Here is a 19,738-nt window from a genome sequence, read left to right as displayed (position 1 = left end):
TTAAACGTATGAACAAACTGCTTTTATTAGCCTTTATCCTTTTTTCAGCACTTAGCTTTGGCCAAACCCTTACAGGTACAGCATTAGATAACACCACCCGCAAACCACTTGACAGGGCCACCATTACAACCGCAGACGGAAAACGTACCACCGTAACCAATTCCCAAGGAAAATTTGCCTTTTCTTATCCGCAAGGCACAAAAAAAGTCATTATCAAACACCTGGGCTACACCATCCTTACAGTAGATGTTAATTCCGCTTCGCCAAATGCAACCTACTATCTGGAGCCCGAATCCTACAGCCTTGATGAAGTTGTAGTGCCCTCCATACCCATTTATGAGGTTATAGAGCGCATAAGGGCAAACTCTGTAAAACACCTGCAAGCCCCATTGGTACTCAACACCTACTATCGTGAATTTATTAATATAAACGATACCTGCCGTAAGTTTAGCGATGCACTTTTAGACTACAAAACAGCACACAATAAAAAAGCCACTAAGCTTAACAGCAAAATTGCAATAAAACAAAGCCGTGCGGCAGAAATACATACCAATGTAAAACGCGGCCTTTTATATTCTACCGGGATTGATACCCGAGGTATGATAAAACACGCCTGTAATTTTTATTTTATTGATGATTATTTCCCTAACAGGAAAGAATACGGCAAATACAAATTTACCTTTGAAGAACGTACCGACGGTAACGGAAAACCACTTACTGCAATAGTTTTTCGCCCGCGGGAAGAAGTACACGAATACCTGTATGAAGGTGAAATTGTTTACAACCCGGAGACCGAGCTGATACTGAATACAGAGGTACATCCTGCCCAAACACACACGCAATACCTGCGCAGCCGCTTTAAGATTGGAGGGCACTACACCATAAGCGACATGAATGAAAAAACCATTTTCACCGAAATTAACGGAACATATATGCCTGCATACTCGTATATTTACGGCATTGTACACACCTGGGGATGGGGTTTTGACAACACTTATAAATTTACAAGTGATGTTATTGTAACCGGCTCAGCAGAAGACCTTACAACATTTTACGGTACTTATACCCACAGGCAATTGTATGATGCAGGCACCAATTATACCGAAAAATTTTGGCTGAACAACAATGCCATGGTGCTTACGGCAGAGGAAGAAGCGATTATTGAGTCGCTCGAAAAAAATAATATTTTAGAGAACAACAACAAACAATAAATATAACCAAACCTCAAATTTTTAGAATGAAAAACATTGCAGTAATAGGCGCCGGAACCATGGGCAACGGCATTGCGCACACTTTTGCCCAAAGCGGCTTTAGCGTGAAGCTTATAGACATTAGCGAAAAGGCCATAGAAAAAGGCATGAACACCATTGCGGCAAACCTTGACCGCATGGTGGCAAAAGGCACCATTACCGAAACCGACAAGCACAACACAATAGGTAACATTATAACCTATACCGATATTAAAGACGGTGTGGTAAACACCGACCTGGTTGTGGAAGCTGCTACCGAAAACGTAGACCTTAAGCTGAAAATATTTAAAGACCTTGATGCCTTTTGCGATGCCAATACCATTTTGGCTACCAATACCTCATCTATCTCAATAACACAAATAGCGGCGGTAACCAACAGGCAGGACAGGGTAATAGGTATGCATTTTATGAACCCCGTGCCTATCATGAAGCTTGTGGAAATCATCCGCGGGTATAACACGAGTGATGAAGTGACCAAATCCATCATGGAGATGAGCGAAAAGCTGGGTAAGGTTCCTGTAGAGGTTAACGATTACCCGGGCTTTGTGGCAAACCGTATCCTGATGCCCATGATAAACGAAGCCATAGAAACCCTGTACAACGGCGTGGCAGGCGTATATGAAATTGATACTGTTATGAAACTGGGCATGGCGCACCCTATGGGCCCACTACAACTGGCCGACTTTATTGGCCTTGATGTTTGCCTTAGCATACTGCACGTAATGTATGACGGCTTTAAGAACCCTAAATATGCCCCGTGCCCACTACTGGTAAATATGGTGCGCGCCGGCAAGCTGGGCGTTAAGTCAGGTGAAGGGTTTTATGATTACTCCGAAACCAAAAAAGCTGAGAAAGTAGCCTATAAAAAATAGCCTTCGGTAATAAATAATGCTTCGTTGAGTTCCATAATTTTGAAAATCAGCGAAGCATTATTGTTTATATAAAATTCAGAAAGGAAACCCTGAATATCAGATTTTGCCAAGTGCATCGATAAACAAATCAATATCCTCACGGGTATTAAAATGGCTGAATGATATGCGCAGCGAGGGTTTCTTGATGTCTTCGGCAGGTAATATTTGTTCCAATACATGAGATGGCCTCACGCTACCACTCTGGCAGGCACTACCGCGTGATACAGCTACCCCCAGCATATCAAGATGAAACAGTATCATGGCCGTTTTATCTTCGCCGAAAGGCAGTAATATATTGGTAATATTATAAAACAGTTGGGTTGAAGGCTGGGCGTTGAGTCCGTTTACTTTATATCCTGCAAAATGCATATCAAGCTGTTCAAACAAATAGTTTTTAAGCCCTGTAATATGCTCCCGTTCTTCGTTAAGATTTTTGTACGATAGTTCAAGCGCCTTAGCCATACCGGCAATCTGGTGAATGGCTTCGGTACCGGCGCGCAGGCCTTTTTCCTGCTCACCGCCATATATCATGGGTTGCACGGCAATATTCTTACGAATGTAAGCAAACCCTACCCCTTTTGGCCCGTGAAACTTGTGTGCACTGGCTACTATAAAATCTACCGGAAGGTTTTTTAAATCAAGCTCTGTTTTGCCAACGGCCTGTACTGTATCGGTATGAAAATAGGCATTGTACTCACGACACATATTCCCTATCCTTTCAATGTCGGCCATTACACCCGTTTCGTTATTAACATACATAAGGCTTACAAGTGTAGGGATACCTTCGTCAAGCAGTTGGCGTAAGTGCCTGTAATCAGGAAAACCACCCTGGGTAAGGTTAATATAATCTATCTTAATACCAAATTCTGCCGCCAGTTGCGGTAATGTAGTCAATACAGAGTGATGTTCCACCCTACTGCTTATAATCCGTTTAACGCCTAAATCCTTTACGGCACTGCGCAGGATAAAATTATTAGCCTCAGTACCGCCGCTTGTAAAAATAATTTCACGTGCTTCAGCGTTAAGTAATGCTGCAATGGTTTTGCGCGATGTTTCGAGCACTACCTTAGCACTGCGCCCAAAGCTGTGCGTAGACGAGGGGTTGCCATAAATATCGGCCATAACACGGGCCATTTCGGCAATAACTTCAGGGTGTATGGCCGTGGTGCCGGCGTTATCAAGATAGGCTCTTTTCATGGGGTACAAAATTAGCCAAAACGCCACTGCTATGCAAAACCTTTTACTAAACGGCTAAAAACACTACATTTGCTTAAAATTACAATTGCATGAAAAAGATTTTTGGCCTGCTGGCTGCCCTTATACTGCTTACCGGATGCGACGATGGTGATATGTCTTTCCGTACTTTTAATTTTACCGATGCCGCCCCAACACGCTGTGATAACCAGAGCAGCGTATTTTACAAAATAAACGGTACTGAAGTGCTTATTTTTGAACTTAGCCTGCAAACAGCCCTGGTTAATATAGCTACCGAAACAGGCCAGCCAAGAATAGTAACTACCGACCTTACTTACCGCAATTACAGCAGCACGGTTACAAACAGTACCCTGTGTAGCAACATACCCCCCACAAGCCCGTCTGTTTTAGAAGAGTGGCAGGGAGAAGGGCGCATGGCCATAACTACTACAGCGGTTACCGAAACCACAAATGGCGTTACACGCATTACCGGTTATAGCCACCAGATTACGCTTCAAACCGGCACGTTTACTAAAGACGGCGAAGAAATAATTATTACCGATGTTAATTTAGGAACCATCAGCCGCGACCTTGGTTTTGATTTTGATTTTTTAACCACATCAAACCCGCCGGCACAGTTTACAGAATGCCCTACCACACCAAATACCTACTACAGGTTAGATGGTACTGAAGCCCTGGTATTAACACTGGGAGCCGATGTTTTACCTACAGAACCTACCAGCCAGCCGGTTGTAATAAACCTGCAAGCCAGTACCGATGCCAATACATTATTACTGCGCGTGTTTAGCAGCAGCATAGGCGCTACAAGCATTTGTGGCTCTAACCCACCTATTACACCTACAGAAACCCAGCGCTGGGATGCCAACCAGGGTACGCTTGAAATAACCACTACACAAAACGGCCCGGGGCTTACCCATACGCTCCGCTTAAAGCTGGCCCGCTTTAGGGATACAGCCTCTACCGCAGTATACCTGCCGGTACCCAATGCTGATTACCTTATAGGGGTTATAAATGAAAACTAAACAAAAACGAGGGTTATTAACCCTCGTTTTTGTTTAATGCAATATTCAACGTTTCTGTCCGGCGAATTTTACCGCTGCCGGTTTCTGTAAACTGTTTTACAAAATAAATTTCTTTGGGTTTTTCATACCTGCCCAATACATCAAATTGTTTGGTAGCTATAGTAAAAGGTTCGCCTTCAATTACCAGTACCAGCTTGTTTCCTAATACATCATCAGGCACAGTGGTAATAAAATACCGCCTGTTGTTTAAAATTGCGGCTAACTTCTCTTCTATCTGTTCGGGGTGCAGTTTTATGCCTCCGCTGTTAATTACATTATCTACACGCCCCAGCCATACAAACCGGTTTTCACCCAAAACCTCAACCACATCATTAGTAACAACAGGCTTGTCAGCTACGCGCGGTGCGTTAATTACCAGGCAATTCCTGTCATCTGCCTCTACCGTTACACCCGGAAGTGTTTCAAAGGCAGGCTGCCCCACTTTTTTTGCAGCAATATGGGTTACGGTTTCAGTCATGCCATAGGTTTCATAAACGTTTACCGGCAACTCCTGCAACTGTCTGCTAAGCTCAGGGCCTACTTTAGCACCACCCAATATTGTTTTTTTAACCCTGTGCAGTTCAGATAAAGAAGCTTCGGCCTGTAACGGTACAAGTGCACTGAAATCATAATTGCCCTTACAATTATCTAACGGGCGCGATGCAGGCGCAGTAACATCTATGTGCCAGCCTAACAGTATGGCGCGTACCAGCATCATTTTACCTGCCACAAATTGTGCGGGCAGGCAATGCAGGGCACGTGTACCGGCAGGTAAATCAAAGTAAGCACCTGTAGCCAGGGCAGACTGTACCATTGCCTGTTTTGACACCCTTATGGGCTTGGGCGTACCTGTAGTACCCGATGTTTGCATAGGCACAAAATCATTGCCATCAAGCCAGTCGAGTATAAAAAGCCCTATATGTTTCTGGTATTCTTCGCCTTCCTTAATAAAACTGTATGCTACACTCCACAAGCTTTCTGCGTTAAGCGAAATTCCGTTAAGGCAGAAAGAAGGGTGTATAAAATCAGGGGTAATTTCCATTTAAAATTCTTTTGCAATTTAAGCAGCCTCTATAGGTTTTATGTTGCCAGAAAGCTTTTCTTTCCAGCCCACCCATTTGTATTTTTTGGCAAATATATAGAGTACTATAGGGTAAATAATCACGGCAGGAAGTATAACATCTATCCCCGCTGAAGGCTCTGAAGTATCTTTTAAAACAGAGTAGGTTTGCAGCACACTATAGTCTGACGTTACCAGTAGCGCTGCAAAAAGGTTGTTAGCCGCGTGGAAACCCAGGGCAAGCTCAGTACCCTCATCCATAAGTGTCATAATGCCCAGGGCAAGGCCGGTAAGCACATAATACGTTATTACAACGGGGCCCATTTTGTCTACCTCGGGGTTCATAAAATGCAGGCCTCCAAATATAAGGGAGGTCATAACCAACGGAAACCACCTGTTTTTAGCCAGCAGCCCAAACCCCTGCATGAGGTATCCCCTGAAAACCAGTTCTTCAACCGATGTTTGTATGGGGATAAGCGGTATGGCAATACAACATAATATAAGGAAGTTTACAGGCTCAAACTGTAATACAAATGTTTCGGGCGACAGGAAGTAGCTTATAGCCGTGGTTACAACGGTAAAAGCACCCCACACCCCAAAGGCAAAGAAGAAGCGCCCCCAGGCTATCTTAGGGCGCGAGGTTATGATTTCCTTCATCTTTTGGCTGTGCAGCGCCCTTACGGCTATTATAACACCTATGAGTGCGAAGACAAAAGAGATAAGCAGTAAAGACAGGGTAACGTTAGCATCAAAAAAGCCATAAATTTCATTTTCTGATGTGGGCATACCCCTACCCGATTTAAGTGCTTTTGCAGCTACGGCCATAACCATGGGCAGCTGCCCTATTGTACTAAACGCAATTATTATAAGCGACCCCAGCAGGTACTTGCCGAAGTAGTTTTTTGGCCTGAAAGCCTGTTCTATAAACATATTTTTAAATATAAACGGTAATGGTTATTGCTACACCTTTTCCTGTAGCACCTTAATTTCATCCCTAAGTTTGGCAGCCTGGAGGAAATCCAGTTCTTTGGCGGCTTTTTCCATGGCTTTGCGCTTATCGCGGATTAGTTTTTCTATATCGCCTTTAGCCATATAAGCCGTGTCCGGTTCGGCAGCCACTTTAGGCGCATTATCATAATGGAACGAAGTAATAGGGCTTTTGACCAATGCATTCTCGATTTTCTTAACAAGCCCTTTGGGCACAATACCGTTAGCTTTATTAAAATTATCCTGCTTTTCCCGGCGGTAACCGGTTTCATCAATGGTGCGCTGCATACTGTCGGTAATTTTATCGGCATACATAATAGCCTTGCCGTTAACGTTACGCGCGGCACGGCCCACGGTTTGCACCAGCGAACGTGTGCTCCTTAAAAAGCCTTCTTTATCGGCATCGAGTATTGCTACAAGAGAAACCTCGGGTAAATCCAACCCTTCACGCAGCAGGTTAACACCTATCAGCACGTCAAACAGTCCTTTACGTAAATCCTGCATAATTTCTACACGCTCCAGCGTGTCTACCTCGCTGTGTATGTAGCGGCAACGTATTGATACTTTAGTGAGGTATTTGGCAAGCTCCTCGGCCATACGCTTGGTCAGCGTGGTTACCAGTGTGCGCTCGTCAAGTTCCACGCGTTGCTGTATTTCGTCAATAAGGTCGTCTATCTGGTTAAGGCTCGGGCGAATCTCAATAATAGGGTCAAGCAGCCCGGTTGGGCGGATAACCTGCTCTACATATACACCCTGGCTTTTTTGAAGCTCATAGTCGGCCGGGGTGGCGCTTACATACACCACCTGGTTTTGCAGGGCTTCAAACTCCTCAAACTTAAGCGGGCGGTTATCCATAGCGGCAGGCAGGCGGAAACCAAATTCCACAAGGTTTTCCTTGCGGCTGCGGTCGCCGCCATACATGGCGTGTACCTGGCTTACAGTAACGTGGCTTTCGTCTATTACCATCAAAAAATCATCGGGGAAATAATCCAATAAGCAGAACGGCCTTGTGCCCGGCAGCCTCTGGTCAAGGTAGCGCGAATAGTTTTCGATACCTGAACAATAGCCCAGTTCACGAATCATTTCAAGGTCAAAATTGGTGCGTTCTTCAAGGCGTTTGGCCTCAAGGTGCTTGCCGGTTTCCTTAAAATAATCCACCTGCTTTACCAGGTCCTGCTGTATCTCCCATATAGCGCCGTGCAGCACCTCCGGGCTTGTTACAAACATATTGGCCGGGTAAATGTTAAGCCTGTCGTATTTTTCTATTACAAGCGATGTAACCTTATCAAATGCCTCGATTTCCTCAATCTCATCTCCGAAGAAATGGATGCGAAACGGCTCATCGCCATAACTTGGGAATACCTCTACCGTATCGCCCTTTATGCGGAAAGTTCCGGGTGTAAAATCAGCCTCGGTGCGCGAATAGAGGCTTTGCACCAGCCTGTGCAGCAATTTGGTACGGCTTATAACCTGGTCTTTGTGAATGGAAACCACGTTCTTTTGGAACTCCACCGGGTTACCAATACCATACAGGCACGATACCGATGCCACCACCAGCACATCTCTCCTGCCTGATAATAGGGCCGATGTGGTACTAAGGCGCATCTTTTCAAGTTCCTCGTTTATGGAAAGATCCTTTTCTATGTAGGTTCCCGTAACGGGAATATAGGCTTCGGGCTGATAATAGTCGTAATATGATACAAAGTATTCTACCGCATTGTTTGGGAAGAACTGCTTAAACTCACTATACAGCTGGGCTGCAAGGGTTTTGTTGTGTGCCAGTACCAGCGTGGGGCGCTGTACTTCCTGCACTACGTTAGCCATGGTAAAGGTTTTACCTGAGCCCGTTACCCCCAAAAGTGTCTGGTAACGTTCGCCATCTTTAATGCCCTGGCTAAGCTGTTTTATGGCCTGGGGCTGGTCGCCCATGGGTTTATAATCTGATACTACCTGAAATTTCATTTATCCTCCTTCTTATCTGATTTTTAATTCTTGCGGGTTTTGACGATTGTCCCAAAGTGTATGTACAATTATAAGCTTATCTGTCACTTCATAAAACAAAGTATAATCGCCAACAATTAGTCCTCTTATTTCGTTAACATCAGTCTTTATACCAATTTCAGGATTCTTACTGAGTTTTGCTAATTGTTTATGAAAGGTTTTATAAAGTTTTATAGAGTACGTAGCGCTTTTGTTTCTGTCTATAAAAAATTCGAGAATCGCATAAAGCTTTCTCTCAGCAACCGGCGACCATTTTATTTTCCTGACAGCCATTGCATCACTTCATTGTTAAGTGTTTCGTTACCTTTATAATTACCGGCTGCAACAGCTTTACGCGAATCGTCAATTTCTTCTTTCTGTAAATCATTAAGAGCCATTACAGGAGTTTTAGCCTCAAGAATAGTCCTAAGTGCTTCAAGCAAAGACTTATCTTCAATTTGCTGAATTTGCGATATAACGATGTTCTTTAACTCAAGCGTACTCATAGCAATTATTTTGTAACGAAGATACGAAATTTTTCATCATCACAAATCCAAACCCATAACCTCTTTGTTACTTTACAAACTTCATAACTTTCAACTTTACAATTTAAAAGGACTATCTTTGCAAAAAATAAGACGGCATGAATAACAACGATATATTTAAGAAACTGCGTGTGGCACTTCAGCTTCGCGATGACCAGATAGTAGATATTCTTCAACTGGTAGATTTCCGTATAACGAAGGCTGAGCTGGGGGCTTTCTTTCGCAATGCAGACCACCCCAACTATATGGAGTGTGGCGACCAGGTACTGCGCAATTTTTTGAACGGGCTTGTTATTCACCTGCGCGGTACTAAAGAAAACCCTAAGAACCCGCAGGAGGTACTGGCACAAAACAAGGCAGCGGCTGCAACTGCCCCTAAGCTAAAAACGGATGCCAAACAGCCTTCTAAAGGCGCACCTGCCCCACGCCCAAAAGCCAAAACACAGGCTACAAAAACCACATCTAAAGGAAAAAAATTTACAAAACCGGCCAAACCGGCACCTGTAGTTGAGCAGGTAAAATTCAACAACGGTAAGGGTAAAACCAAATAATGGATTTTCTTGATATCAGTTACCTGAAGCAGGGCAGCGCCACACAGCAACGTGTGCATACTGTTTTAACTGAATCCGGTATCATACACAAACTATCTGCATATACACCCGTACTGGCCGGAACCACTCCCCTTACGATAGACATAGAGGGCAGCGACCTTGATATACTTTGTTATTACCGGGATTATGACGGCTTTATTTCGCATATAAACAATTTGTTTTCAGGACATGAACGTTTTTCAATCCGCACGAAAAACATAAACGGGCATGAGTCGGTAATCGCTAATTTCTTTGTTGGAGGTTTTGAAGTAGAAATCTTCGGACAAACCATACCCGTTACACAACAATACGGTTACCGGCACATGATTAAAGAATATGAGATCCTGAAAGAAAAGGGAGAAGATTTCCGGCTACACATTGTTGCCTTAAAGCAACAAGGCATTAAAACAGAGCCTGCTTTTGCATTGCTTTTAGGTTTGGAAGGTAATCCATACGAGGCGCTTTTAACCTACAAAACCCGGTGAGATATCTTAAAAATTAGTCTTATAATTTTACAGATGTGGCAAAAGGGTCACAAAGTAATGTTAACTAACAATAGGTAAACAGCCTGTAAAATAAGGGTTTTGTAACTTTACGGTATGGCCTGTGTGGCTAAAAACTCCGTACAGGTTCATTACCTATAATGAAAATAATTACTATCTCCTACAGGCTGCCCCTGTCTATTAAAAAGCAAAACCGTAAAACCGTAATAACACAAAGCGCCGGGGGGCTTGCCACAGCAATTCTTTCGTATGCCGAAAAAAGTAAGGCAAACCTTACCTGGGTGGGTGTGGCCGATTTTGAAAAATCTACCTGGGAGAACCATAAAAACGACTTTGCCAAAAGCTTTGAAACCGAACCGGTTTTTTTAGATAAAAAACTTAATAAAAGCTTTTACAACAATTTTAGTAACTCAGTATTGTGGGCACTGTTTCATTATTTTCCAAGTTATGTTGAGTATGATGATGAAGGATTTGAAGCCTACAAAACCGCAAACGAAATTGTAGCACAAAAGGTTAATGAAATTTATGAACCGGGTGATATTGTATGGATACACGATTATCATTTCCTGGGGCTTGCCAATTTAGTGCGCCAGCAGCACCCTAATGCAAAAATTGGTTTCTTTCTGCATATACCCTTCCCCAACTTTGAAATTTTCCGTATACTGCCCAGCAATGCAAAAAAGTATATCCTTGACGGCATTTTAGGGGCTAACCTTGCGGGTTTCCATACATGGGACAACGCCATACATTTTACCGAATGTGTAGAGAAAATAATGGGCTACAGCCAGCGTAACTTTATTTTTAACCAGGATACGCACCGCACTAAAGTAGGCTCTTACCCCATAAGTATTGACTTTGATAAATTTTACGATTCTTACGATAAGCCCGAGGTGGCTACCCTTCGTAATGAAATCAGGGAACTTTACCAGGACAAGAAAATCATCTTTTCGGTAGACCGGCTGGATTATACTAAAGGCATAAACAACCGCCTTAACGCCTTTGAGAACTTTTTGCTTAAACATCCCGAATGGCGGGAAAAAGTAGTATTCCTGCTGGTAATTGTCCCCTCACGCGAAGAAATAACCAAGTATGGCGAGCGTAAGCGTATGATAGAGCTTAACGTTGGGCGTATAAACGGCTCTATGGGCAGCTATAAATGGGCACCGGTGGTGTACCAGTACCAGTCGGTTGATTTTAACCGGCTGATAGCCCTGTACAGCAGCGCTGATGTGGCCTTAATTTCGCCTGTGCGCGACGGAATGAACCTGGTGGCAAAAGAGTATGTAGCCAGCCGTAAAGATGCACGAGGCGCGCTTATTTTGAGCAGCATGGCCGGTGCTGCCAAAGAGCTACAGGAAGCCATTACCATAAACCCGTTTGATACCGAACTGACCGGCGAAAAAATTGCCCTTGCCCTTAATATGCCCCAGGAAGTACAGGAAGTAAAAATGAAGCGCATGCAGGACTATCTGCGCAAGCACGATGTGTTTAGATGGGCGACTAACTTTCTTACCGATACCGAAGAAATGCACGACCATGACAACAAGGCGCAAAAGCTTTCTGGCAAGGTAAAGGAAGAACTGCTACATACCTTTGAAACCGCCCAAAAACGCCTGTTCCTGCTTGATTTTGACGGCACGCTGGTTAACCTTAAGCCACGCCCTGAGCTGGCCGTGCCCGATAAAAAACTACTAAACCTGTTGGGCAACCTTGCAGGCGACCCTAAAAATGAAGTATGGATTATAAGCGGGCGCGACAGGAATTTCCTTGAGCAGCACCTGGGCCACCTGCCCATAGGCCTTGTGGCCGAGCACGGAGGCTATATTAAACGCGAACACGGCTGGGAATCTATTATTGCCGGAATGCCTGAATGGAAAGAACGTGTTATTGATGTTATGCAGCAGTATGCCGACCTTAATAGCGCCAGTTTTGTAGAGGTCAAGGAGTTTGGCGTGGCGTTTCATTACCGTAATGTTGAGGAAAAATTGGGTTTCCTTATGTCTCGCGAGTTGCTAACGCTGCTTAAAAATCACCTGTACAACACGCCGGTGCAAATTATAGACGGCAACAAGGTTATAGAGGTTAAGCACTTTATGGCCCACAAAGGCACCACCTGCCGTAACAATATTTTGTGTGGCGAGCACGACTTTGTTATTGCCTTTGGCGATGATAAGACTGACGAAGATATGTTTGAATTGCTTACCGCCGATAACGAATTTTCGGTTAAGGTAGGCCCGGGCAATACAGCAGCTAAGTACCGTATAAAGTCGGTTGAAAAAGTGCATGAATTGCTCAGCCAGTTTGAAGGGCACCCGGCTTAGGTTGCAGGCATTGGGTTTTATTTGTACTTTTAGCATTCAACAATAATCAAACCCAATGAAAAAAGCCCTTGCCTTACTGCTGTTTGTAAGCACCCTTGCCTTTGCGCAAAAAACCGAATATGACACCAAAACAAACATTCGCTACTACCCGGATGCCGATTATAAAAACGATGCATACAAGGCCGAACGCTGCGTACTGGATATTTACTATCCAAAAAACACAAAGGGCTTTGCTACCATTGTGTGGTTTCACGGTGGGGGTATAACCGGCGGCAGTAAAGAAATTCCGCAATATTTAAAAGATAAGGGCTACTGCGTTATAGGTGTGGGCTATCGCCTGAACCCAAAGGTAACCGCACCTGCCTATATAGAAGATGCCGCTGCGGCCATAGCGTGGGCGTTTAATAACGTTGCCAGTTATGGTGGCGATGCCGGACAGGTGTTTATTTCAGGGCACTCGGCCGGGGGCTATCTTGCGCTTATGGTGGGGCTTGACAAAAAATACCTTGCCAAACATAATATTGATGCCAATAAAATTGCCGGGCTTATACCCTTTAGCCCGCAGTGTATAACGCATTTTACCATCCGTAAAGAAAAAGGCATACCCGAAAAACAGCCAACTATTGATGAGTATGCGCCGTTATTCCACGTGAGGGCCGATGCCCCACCCCTATTGCTTATAACCGGCAACCGCGAATTGGAAATGCTGGGCCGCTACGAAGAAAACGCCTACATGGAGCGTATGATGAAGCTGTCAGGCCATAAAGACACCCGCCTGTTTGAAATAGACGGCTACGGGCACGATATGGTATATCCGGCACTGCCACTACTGGTTAATGAGATAAAACGGGTTTTGGAGTCGAAGAAAGATGCAAAATAAATCTTTAAAAATATCGGTAACAAACGGACAAGGCGTTATTAAATTGCTTTCAGATAATTACTCAAGCTGTCTTGCTATTAAAAGAGCCCTTGCGGTTAACTGGCCAGATTGCAGGGGCAGTGTTGGGGAATATTATGCTATTTCGAACCTGACAGATGATGAGCGGGAAAAACTAACCGTGCAGCTGAACGAAGTACTCATTAAAGGTACCGATGAAGAAATTCTTTCGGCTGTAAGCCCTTTCGTTAATTTATTTGACAATGGAGAATACACAGCAACCATAACCATATTAAAACCTGAGAAAACAAAAATTCTTCACGATTACAGCACGGTTTATTCTGATACCGTACCCGAAGATGAGCTATTTTCAGGATGGTTTTTTCCTGATTTTAAAAAAACATATTGTCTTTATACACGTCCAAAAGCAAGCATAAACGCTGGAAGGGTACAATATTATACAGATTTGATTAGCGAAGGTGCAAGGCCTAAGATTATTGTAGCATTTGCTTACCATGACGATACAGGCGATTGTAGTGCAGAATACATAATAGACGGCCATCATAAAGTTGAAGCCTATATTAAGTTAGGAATAGATATTCCTTGCGTATATATATCATTAAATCTGGACAAGAAGCATACAGAAGAAATTTTGAGATATGTGCAGCCGTTGCTTAAAGGTTTTGAATTTAAGCATTTTTTTGAAAACAATCCTAACTTAGAAAATCTTGATTTTGAGAAATCAACTTTTTTAACCGATGTATTAGACAATTACCTTTTAACTACAACAAGACTGGATTTAGAACTGACACAGGTTTTTATAAAAGCTGCAAAATCGAATGATACCGAAAAGAACCTGTGGTTATCGCAAAGACTAAAAGTTTTTGAGAAAAATAAGAATATAAGTATTATTAACAGCCTCACAGTTTTATATCAGGATTGCCGCACCCAATTTCCATATAACGGGCAAATCATGTGGTTTAGAAAAAAAATCCCAAATAAGCTTACACTCAGGGTGTGGGCAAAAGGAACAATATATAATGAACCTAAAATACAGCAGACCGAACCAAAGAACCTATTGGAACTTTTTTTTAAGTTGATAGGAAAAAAACCATAAATAGCAAAAGCTCCGGTTCTCCCGGAGCTTTTACTTTTTTAAACACGGGCGTGAGTATTATTTTTTGATGCTTACCGGCAGTACAACAGCGGTATTTTCCCAGGAAAGGACAATGTTGCAGCTGCTATCTGTAAATTCAGCGAAGTTTATGGTAAATGTTTCCATTTTTTCGGCCAGTTTGGCTACCGGTACTTTTACCCTTACCACATCGTTTTCCTGCTTGTACTTCGATGGGTCATTAACGTTTACATCGGTAGTAATAATAAGCGTCCATTCTTTAGCATCGGGTATGCTTAGCAGGCCGTACTTACCGGCTTTAATGGCAGTACCACCTATGGTTACATCGTTAGAAAACTGTAACGTGGTGGCCCCGTTAGCGCCGGTGCGCCACACTTTGCCATACGGGGCAAGGTCTGCACCCAGCTTGCGGCCTTTTAAGCCCGGGCGGCTGTAAGAAAGGTCTATACTGCCTGTACCAAAGTTTTGTTTTACGGTTTGTGTGGGTGAAGCCTGTGGCTTAGCTGCATTTTGTGCGTGTGCGGCAAACATGCCACATAGTAAAAAAGTAAGTAAAAAACGTTTCATAATTTGTTTGCGGTTTGCACAAATGTAACCATTTCCACCGTAAGCAGGGTTTTATGAAAGCGATAAATGACGAAATCAATACATCAATAAAACAAAAAAAGCTCCGGTATAAACCGAAGCTTTATTGAGGTGGGGAGAGCAGGATTCGAACCTGCGAAGGTGTAACCAACGGATTTACAGTCCGTCCTCGTTGGCCGCTTGAGTATCTCCCCAAACCGTGGCAACAGCAGTATTTCGCTATTGCGGTTGCAAATATAGTGCTGTTTTTTAACTATCCAAACATATTTAGGGCATAATTAATAACTATTTTTTAATACCCTGTAAGCTAAGCGCTAACGTTGTATTATTTTTTATAAAAAAGGCCCTCACACTGTGAGGGCCCTTGGTATTTTATATCTGTACGCTTATTTAAGCAGTTCTGCAACCTTGGCTTTAAGGTCATCTCCCCTTAAGTCTTTAGCTACAACCTTGCCGCTTGCGTCAAGTATAAACGTTGCAGGTATGCTTTGCACGCCATATTGCTTAGCAATTGGGTCTTCCCAAAACTTAAGGTTAGAAACGTGGTTCCAGGCCAGTTTGTCTTTGGCAATAGCCTCTTTCCATTTAGCGCTCTCGCCTTCCTTATCAAGAGATACACCTATTATGTTTAGCCCTTTAGCGTGATACTCATTATAAAGCGCCACTACATTAGGGTTTTCTTTCCTGCACGGGCCACACCATGATGCCCAGAAGTCTATAATGGTAACTTTACCCATAGCTTCTTTAAGCGATAGTTGTTTGCCTTCAGGCGTTGGGGCGCTAAACTGCGGGGCTGCATCGCCTACCTTAACCGCTGCAGGTGCCTGTTGTGGTTGCTGTGGCTGGTTAAAGTTTTTAAACACTTCTGCAACCTGCTTGCCGCGCTCTGTTTTCTTTATAGATGCATCAAAGCCTTCAAATATTTTTGACAGGGCCTTCATATCCGTCTTTTGCATTTGTGCAACCTGCTGAATAACGTACAGGTTATAGAAAGCCTTAGGGTTTTCTTTCATAAACTTAACATACTCCTTATCGGCATCAACAAGCAGTACATCCTGGCCTTTTATAATTTTATCTACAGCAGCCTGGTCGTTCTTTTTCATAGCCTCTTCATACTGCGGCTTGAATTTTTTACCATACTCTTTAAACTTGTTTTGTACTTTAAGCTTAATCTGGTTAAACTCCTCAAGCTTATCGTTATTATACGTACCTTCTACTTTAGATTTAAACAGGCTGTCTTTATCTACAGTAAGGTCTATAGCGCCCGGCTCAAGTACAAACTCAAGGCGGTTTTCTACACCTTCAATAGTTATGTAAGCAATTTCGGGCAGGGTGTTTTTAAGTGAATCTTTAAAAACAAACTCGCCGTTTTTAATAACTACGGTATCAACAGGCACGGTACCAAACATACCGCCTGCTTTTTCAAGTATTGCCTTTTTGCCTTCAAGCGCGCTGTTTATTTCGCCTGTGATTTGATATTCATTATCTTTAAGGTTGTTGCACGATACTAAAGAAACGGCAGCCAACGCTAAAAATGCAATTGTTTTTTTCATTGTTTTTTGTTTGTTAATGATGCGCAAAAGTATTTAAAATTATGATGTGCGCATTATAAGGGCTTAAAAATTATACAGCTTATAAAGCCGCAGGTGCATTAAGGGTTGTTTTTACCGATGTGTTTTTAATAGCACCAAAACCCTTCTCTACATTTATCATGTTGTGGTAGCCACGCGCCTTTAAAATACTGGCCATAATAATGCTGCGGTAGCCACCGGCACAGTGCAGGTAAAAATCGCCGTCTTTAGGCACTTCTGCCAGCTGCTCGTTTACAAAATCAAGCGGAATGTTAAGCGCACCCTGTACGTGTCCGCCATCAAACTCGCCCGGCTTGCGGGAGTCAACCACAGGAATATTTTCAGTATAAGCATCGGCAAACGCCTCCGCAGAAACAGAACGAATGCTGTCTACCTCAAAACCGGCTTCCTGCCATGCTGTAAGGCCTCCGTTAAGGTAGCCCAGGGTATTATCAAACCCCACGCGCGAAAGGCGGGTAACGGCTTCGGTTTCCTTACCTTCCGGTATTACCAGCAAAAGCGGCTGCTTAACATCCATAATAAGGGCACCTACCCAAGGGGCAAAGTTTCCGTTAAGGCCAATTGATATAGAACCCGGTATGTGGCTTTTAACAAAGTCATCTTCATGCCTAACATCAAGTACAAGTGCATCGGCACTGTTAGCCAAGGCCTCAAATTGTGCCGGTGTAAGGGCTTTGTTTTTTTCTATAACGGTATCAAGGCTTTCGTAGCCGTTAATATTCATTAATACGTTTTGCGGAAAATATGCCGGCGGGCGGCCAAGGCCATCAAGCAGCTCGGCAATAAACTCCTGGCGGGTCATATCGGCACGCAGTGCATAGTTGGTTTTCTTCTGGTTGCCCAGTGTATCGGTAGTTTCCTTGCTCATGTTTTTACCACAGGCACTGCCTGCGCCATGGCTTGGGTATACTATAAGCTCATCTGGCAATACCATTATTTTATTACGGAGTGAGTCATACAGGTGCGATGCCAGTACATCCTGCGTAAGCGATTCGGTAAGCGCCTGTGCAAGGTCTGGCCTGCCCACATCGCCTATAAACAGGGTGTCGCCGGTAATAATACCGTGCATGTTGTTGTTTTCGTCCAGCAGCAGGTAGCAGGTGCTTTCCAGCGTATGGCCGGGCGTGTGGAGGGCCTTAATGGTATAAGCGCCCACTTTAAATTCCTGCCCGTCGGTTGCTATAAGGGCATCAAAAGCAGGCTGTGCCGTAGGGCCATATACAATTTGTGCACCGGTTTTAGCCGCCAGGTCTATGTGGCCCGAAACAAAATCGGCATGAAAGTGCGTTTCAAATATGTATTTTATGGTAGCGTTGTCTTTTTTTGCCTTTTCTATATAGGGCTGCACCTCCCTTAGCGGGTCAAAAATAGCGGCCTCGCCGTTACTTTCAAGGTAGTAGGCTGCCTGTGCAATGCAGCCGGTATAAATTTGCTCAATCTTCATGGTTCAAAATAAAGTTATCGCCGCCCAATTTTAATTATGGGGATGGCATTGCAAATATATCAAAAAGCACATTACCCTGCCCCAATTTTAATAGGGTAATAGCAGGACCAAATTGTGTTTAAAAATGTGCCGTGTACTTTTGAAGGCAGGTAGTAAACGCAAAAATAATTATTATATTCACACAAAAAATATGTTAATGAAACTGTTAATTTTAAAAATCATAATTTAATCCTGAAAATTTTAAATATTTTTTAATGGCAGTCCAAATTTGTTTATACCTTTGTGTAGCATTTTGATGCAAAAACTATAACAACCAAGCATATAAGTTCTAAATATGGCTACAGATGCAAAGCCCCGCAGAATGGGGATGTATGAAAACGTAAAAAACCAGTTTGAAAAGGCTTCCGAAGTAATGGGCCTTGACGACAGCTTAAAGAAAATTTTAGCATTAACAAATAACGAGATTGTTGTGCACTTTCCTGTAAAGATGGATAATGGCGAGGTACAGGTGTTTACCGGCTACCGCGTGCAGCACAACAACTTTCTTGGGCCATACAAAGGCGGGCTTCGCTACCACGAAACGGTAGACCTGGATGCCGCACGTGCACTGGCTACCTGGATGACCTGGAAAACATCGCTTGCAGGCCTGCCTTATGGCGGTGGTAAAGGTGGCATTCAGCTTGACCCTAAAAAATACTCTCAGGGCGAACTTGAGCGCATTACCCGCAGGTTTACATTTGCCCTGGGCGACAACATAGGCCCTGAGCACGATATCCCTGCACCGGACGTTAATACTAACGCCCAAATGATGGCATGGATTGCCGATACTTATATGAGTACTAAGGCCCCGGCAGAACGCAGCAAAAACCAGCACGTGGTTACCGGCAAACCGGTAGGATCTGGCGGGCTTGAAGGGCGCGACAGGGCTACAGGCTTTGGCGTTGTGGTAACCCTTGAAGCATGGGCTAAACTGCGCGGCACTACCCTTGAAGGTAAAAAATATATTGTACAGGGCTTTGGTAACGTGGGTTACTGGGCTGCACATTTTATGAACAAAAACGGTGCTATACTCGTAGGCGTTCAGGATGCTACAGGTACTATTTACAACCCTGACGGCATGGATCCTGAAGACCTGCTGCAATACCAGAAAGACAATGCTACTATTCATGGTTATACTGACCACGATTTTGACGGCAGCAAATTCTTTGCTATTGACTGCGATATTATAATCCCTGCGGCACTGGGTAACCAGATTACCGATGAAAACGCTGCCGATATCAAAGCTAAGGTTATTGCCGAAGGCGCTAACGGCCCTACCGATACTGACGGCGAAGCAATATTGCTTGCTAACGGTGTTGAAATTATTCCTGATATACTTTGTAACTCGGGCGGTGTAATAGGCTCTTACTATGAGTGGCTGCAAAACCGCAACGGCGAGATATGGTATATGGAAGATGTTATTGCCAAACTTAGGCGCAAGCTTGAAGAGGCTTTTGGTAAAGTGGTTGCCACATCTGAACAGTATAAGACTGACTGGAGGACTGCCGCTTACATTGTAGCCCTTGTGCGTATTGAGATGGCTTACAAGCAAAGGGGTATATTCCCATAAATAAAACCTGTTCCTGTAAAAGGCGCCTTTGTGGCGCCTTTTTTATTGGCTAAAATGTAGTACCTTGGCGCAA

At 43.7% G+C, this 19,738-nt stretch carries 18 protein-coding genes and 1 tRNA gene; 9 read left to right on the top strand and 10 right to left on the bottom strand.

Annotated features, from left to right (window positions below; all coding sequences use genetic code 11):
* Window positions 1-8: 8 nt before the first annotated feature.
* Both AM279_RS01905 and AM279_RS01900 read left to right on the top strand, forming a co-directional pair.
* Window positions 9-1,211 carry a carboxypeptidase-like regulatory domain-containing protein gene (locus tag AM279_RS01905; RefSeq protein WP_054405979.1) on the top strand — a complete coding sequence of 401 codons (1,203 nt, stop codon included), beginning with the start codon at window positions 9-11 and terminating at the stop codon, window positions 1,209-1,211.
* A 26-nt stretch (window positions 1,212-1,237) separates the two neighbouring features.
* Window positions 1,238-2,122, top strand: coding sequence for a 3-hydroxyacyl-CoA dehydrogenase family protein (locus AM279_RS01900; protein WP_054405978.1), 885 nt, complete (start codon window positions 1,238-1,240; stop codon window positions 2,120-2,122).
* A gap of 96 nt (window positions 2,123-2,218) precedes the next feature.
* On the opposite strand, the gene AM279_RS01895 is transcribed toward AM279_RS01900, so the two are convergent.
* Window positions 2,219-3,358, bottom strand: a complete 1,140-nt coding sequence (locus AM279_RS01895; protein ID WP_054405977.1) for a cysteine desulfurase family protein — start codon at window positions 3,356-3,358, stop codon at window positions 2,219-2,221.
* Between the two features lie 89 nt (window positions 3,359-3,447).
* Here AM279_RS01895 and AM279_RS01890 point away from each other — a divergent pair, with 89 nt between their 5' ends.
* Entirely contained in the window at window positions 3,448-4,398 is a 951-nt protein-coding gene (locus AM279_RS01890) for a hypothetical protein (RefSeq protein ID WP_054405976.1), read from the top strand.
* A gap of 16 nt (window positions 4,399-4,414) precedes the next feature.
* Here AM279_RS01890 and AM279_RS01885 read toward each other — a convergent pair whose 3' ends face one another.
* From AM279_RS01885 to AM279_RS01865, 5 genes are read right to left on the bottom strand one after another with little or no spacing between them, the layout of a single operon-like run.
* Window positions 4,415-5,479 carry an AMP-binding protein gene (locus AM279_RS01885; RefSeq protein WP_054405975.1) on the bottom strand — a complete coding sequence of 355 codons (1,065 nt, stop codon included), beginning with the start codon at window positions 5,477-5,479 and terminating at the stop codon, window positions 4,415-4,417.
* 18 nt (window positions 5,480-5,497) lie between these two features.
* Entirely contained in the window at window positions 5,498-6,427 is a 930-nt protein-coding gene (locus AM279_RS01880) for a CPBP family intramembrane glutamic endopeptidase (RefSeq protein ID WP_054405974.1), read from the bottom strand.
* Between the two features lie 30 nt (window positions 6,428-6,457).
* Window positions 6,458-8,446 (bottom strand): excinuclease ABC subunit UvrB, encoded by a 1,989-nt coding sequence (gene uvrB, locus AM279_RS01875; protein ID WP_054405973.1) that lies wholly within the window; start codon window positions 8,444-8,446, stop codon window positions 6,458-6,460.
* 12 nt (window positions 8,447-8,458) lie between these two features.
* Window positions 8,459-8,758: a type II toxin-antitoxin system RelE/ParE family toxin gene (locus AM279_RS01870; RefSeq protein ID WP_054405972.1), complete on the bottom strand. Its 300-nt coding sequence runs from the start codon at window positions 8,756-8,758 to the stop codon at window positions 8,459-8,461.
* A complete protein-coding gene (locus AM279_RS01865; protein ID WP_054405971.1) occupies window positions 8,740-8,970 on the bottom strand; it encodes a hypothetical protein in 231 nt (76 codons plus the stop codon). The genes AM279_RS01870 and AM279_RS01865 overlap by 19 nt, the downstream gene beginning before the upstream one ends.
* A gap of 137 nt (window positions 8,971-9,107) precedes the next feature.
* Between AM279_RS01865 and AM279_RS01860 the strand changes: the two genes are divergently transcribed.
* The 5 genes from AM279_RS01860 to AM279_RS01840 all read left to right on the top strand — a co-directional run bounded on the left by AM279_RS01860 (window position 9,108) and on the right by AM279_RS01840 (window position 14,417).
* Window positions 9,108-9,560, top strand: a complete 453-nt coding sequence (locus AM279_RS01860) for a DUF1456 family protein (protein WP_054405970.1) — start codon at window positions 9,108-9,110, stop codon at window positions 9,558-9,560.
* On the top strand, window positions 9,560-10,084 hold the full coding sequence (locus AM279_RS01855) for a DUF4269 domain-containing protein (RefSeq protein WP_054405969.1): 525 nt from the start codon (window positions 9,560-9,562) through the stop codon (window positions 10,082-10,084). The genes AM279_RS01860 and AM279_RS01855 overlap by 1 nt, the downstream gene beginning before the upstream one ends.
* 158 nt (window positions 10,085-10,242) lie before the next feature.
* Entirely contained in the window at window positions 10,243-12,423 is a 2,181-nt protein-coding gene (locus AM279_RS01850; protein ID WP_054405968.1) for a bifunctional alpha,alpha-trehalose-phosphate synthase (UDP-forming)/trehalose-phosphatase, read from the top strand.
* 55 nt (window positions 12,424-12,478) lie between these two features.
* Window positions 12,479-13,303: an alpha/beta hydrolase gene (locus tag AM279_RS01845; protein WP_054405967.1), complete on the top strand. Its 825-nt coding sequence runs from the start codon at window positions 12,479-12,481 to the stop codon at window positions 13,301-13,303.
* Entirely contained in the window at window positions 13,293-14,417 is a 1,125-nt protein-coding gene (locus AM279_RS01840) for a ParB N-terminal domain-containing protein (protein WP_054405966.1), read from the top strand. The genes AM279_RS01845 and AM279_RS01840 overlap by 11 nt, the downstream gene beginning before the upstream one ends.
* A 57-nt stretch (window positions 14,418-14,474) precedes the next feature.
* Here AM279_RS01840 and AM279_RS01835 read toward each other — a convergent pair whose 3' ends face one another.
* The 4 genes from AM279_RS01835 to AM279_RS01820 all read right to left on the bottom strand — a co-directional run bounded on the left by AM279_RS01835 (window position 14,475) and on the right by AM279_RS01820 (window position 18,056).
* Window positions 14,475-15,002, bottom strand: a complete 528-nt coding sequence (locus AM279_RS01835; protein WP_054405965.1) for a DUF2911 domain-containing protein — start codon at window positions 15,000-15,002, stop codon at window positions 14,475-14,477.
* Window positions 15,003-15,132: 130 nt separating this feature from the next.
* Window positions 15,133-15,214 (bottom strand) — tRNA-Tyr (locus tag AM279_RS01830).
* Window positions 15,215-15,406: 192 nt separating this feature from the next.
* A complete protein-coding gene (locus AM279_RS01825; protein ID WP_054405964.1) occupies window positions 15,407-16,573 on the bottom strand; it encodes a TlpA disulfide reductase family protein in 1,167 nt (388 codons plus the stop codon).
* A gap of 79 nt (window positions 16,574-16,652) precedes the next feature.
* The gene (locus AM279_RS01820; protein WP_054405963.1) at window positions 16,653-18,056 is read right to left on the bottom strand and encodes an MBL fold metallo-hydrolase; all 1,404 of its coding nucleotides are present in this window, start codon (window positions 18,054-18,056) and stop codon (window positions 16,653-16,655) included.
* A gap of 334 nt (window positions 18,057-18,390) precedes the next feature.
* On the opposite strand from AM279_RS01820, the gene AM279_RS01815 reads away from it, so the two are divergent.
* Window positions 18,391-19,665 carry a Glu/Leu/Phe/Val family dehydrogenase gene (locus tag AM279_RS01815; protein WP_054405962.1) on the top strand — a complete coding sequence of 425 codons (1,275 nt, stop codon included), beginning with the start codon at window positions 18,391-18,393 and terminating at the stop codon, window positions 19,663-19,665.
* Window positions 19,666-19,738 lie beyond the last annotated feature (73 nt).

The sequence above is a fragment of the Flavobacterium akiainvivens genome (genome assembly GCF_001278115.1).
Classification (GTDB): Bacteria; Bacteroidota; Bacteroidia; order Flavobacteriales; family Flavobacteriaceae; genus Flavobacterium; species Flavobacterium akiainvivens.
This window is presented reverse-complemented; position numbering and strand designations above follow the sequence as displayed.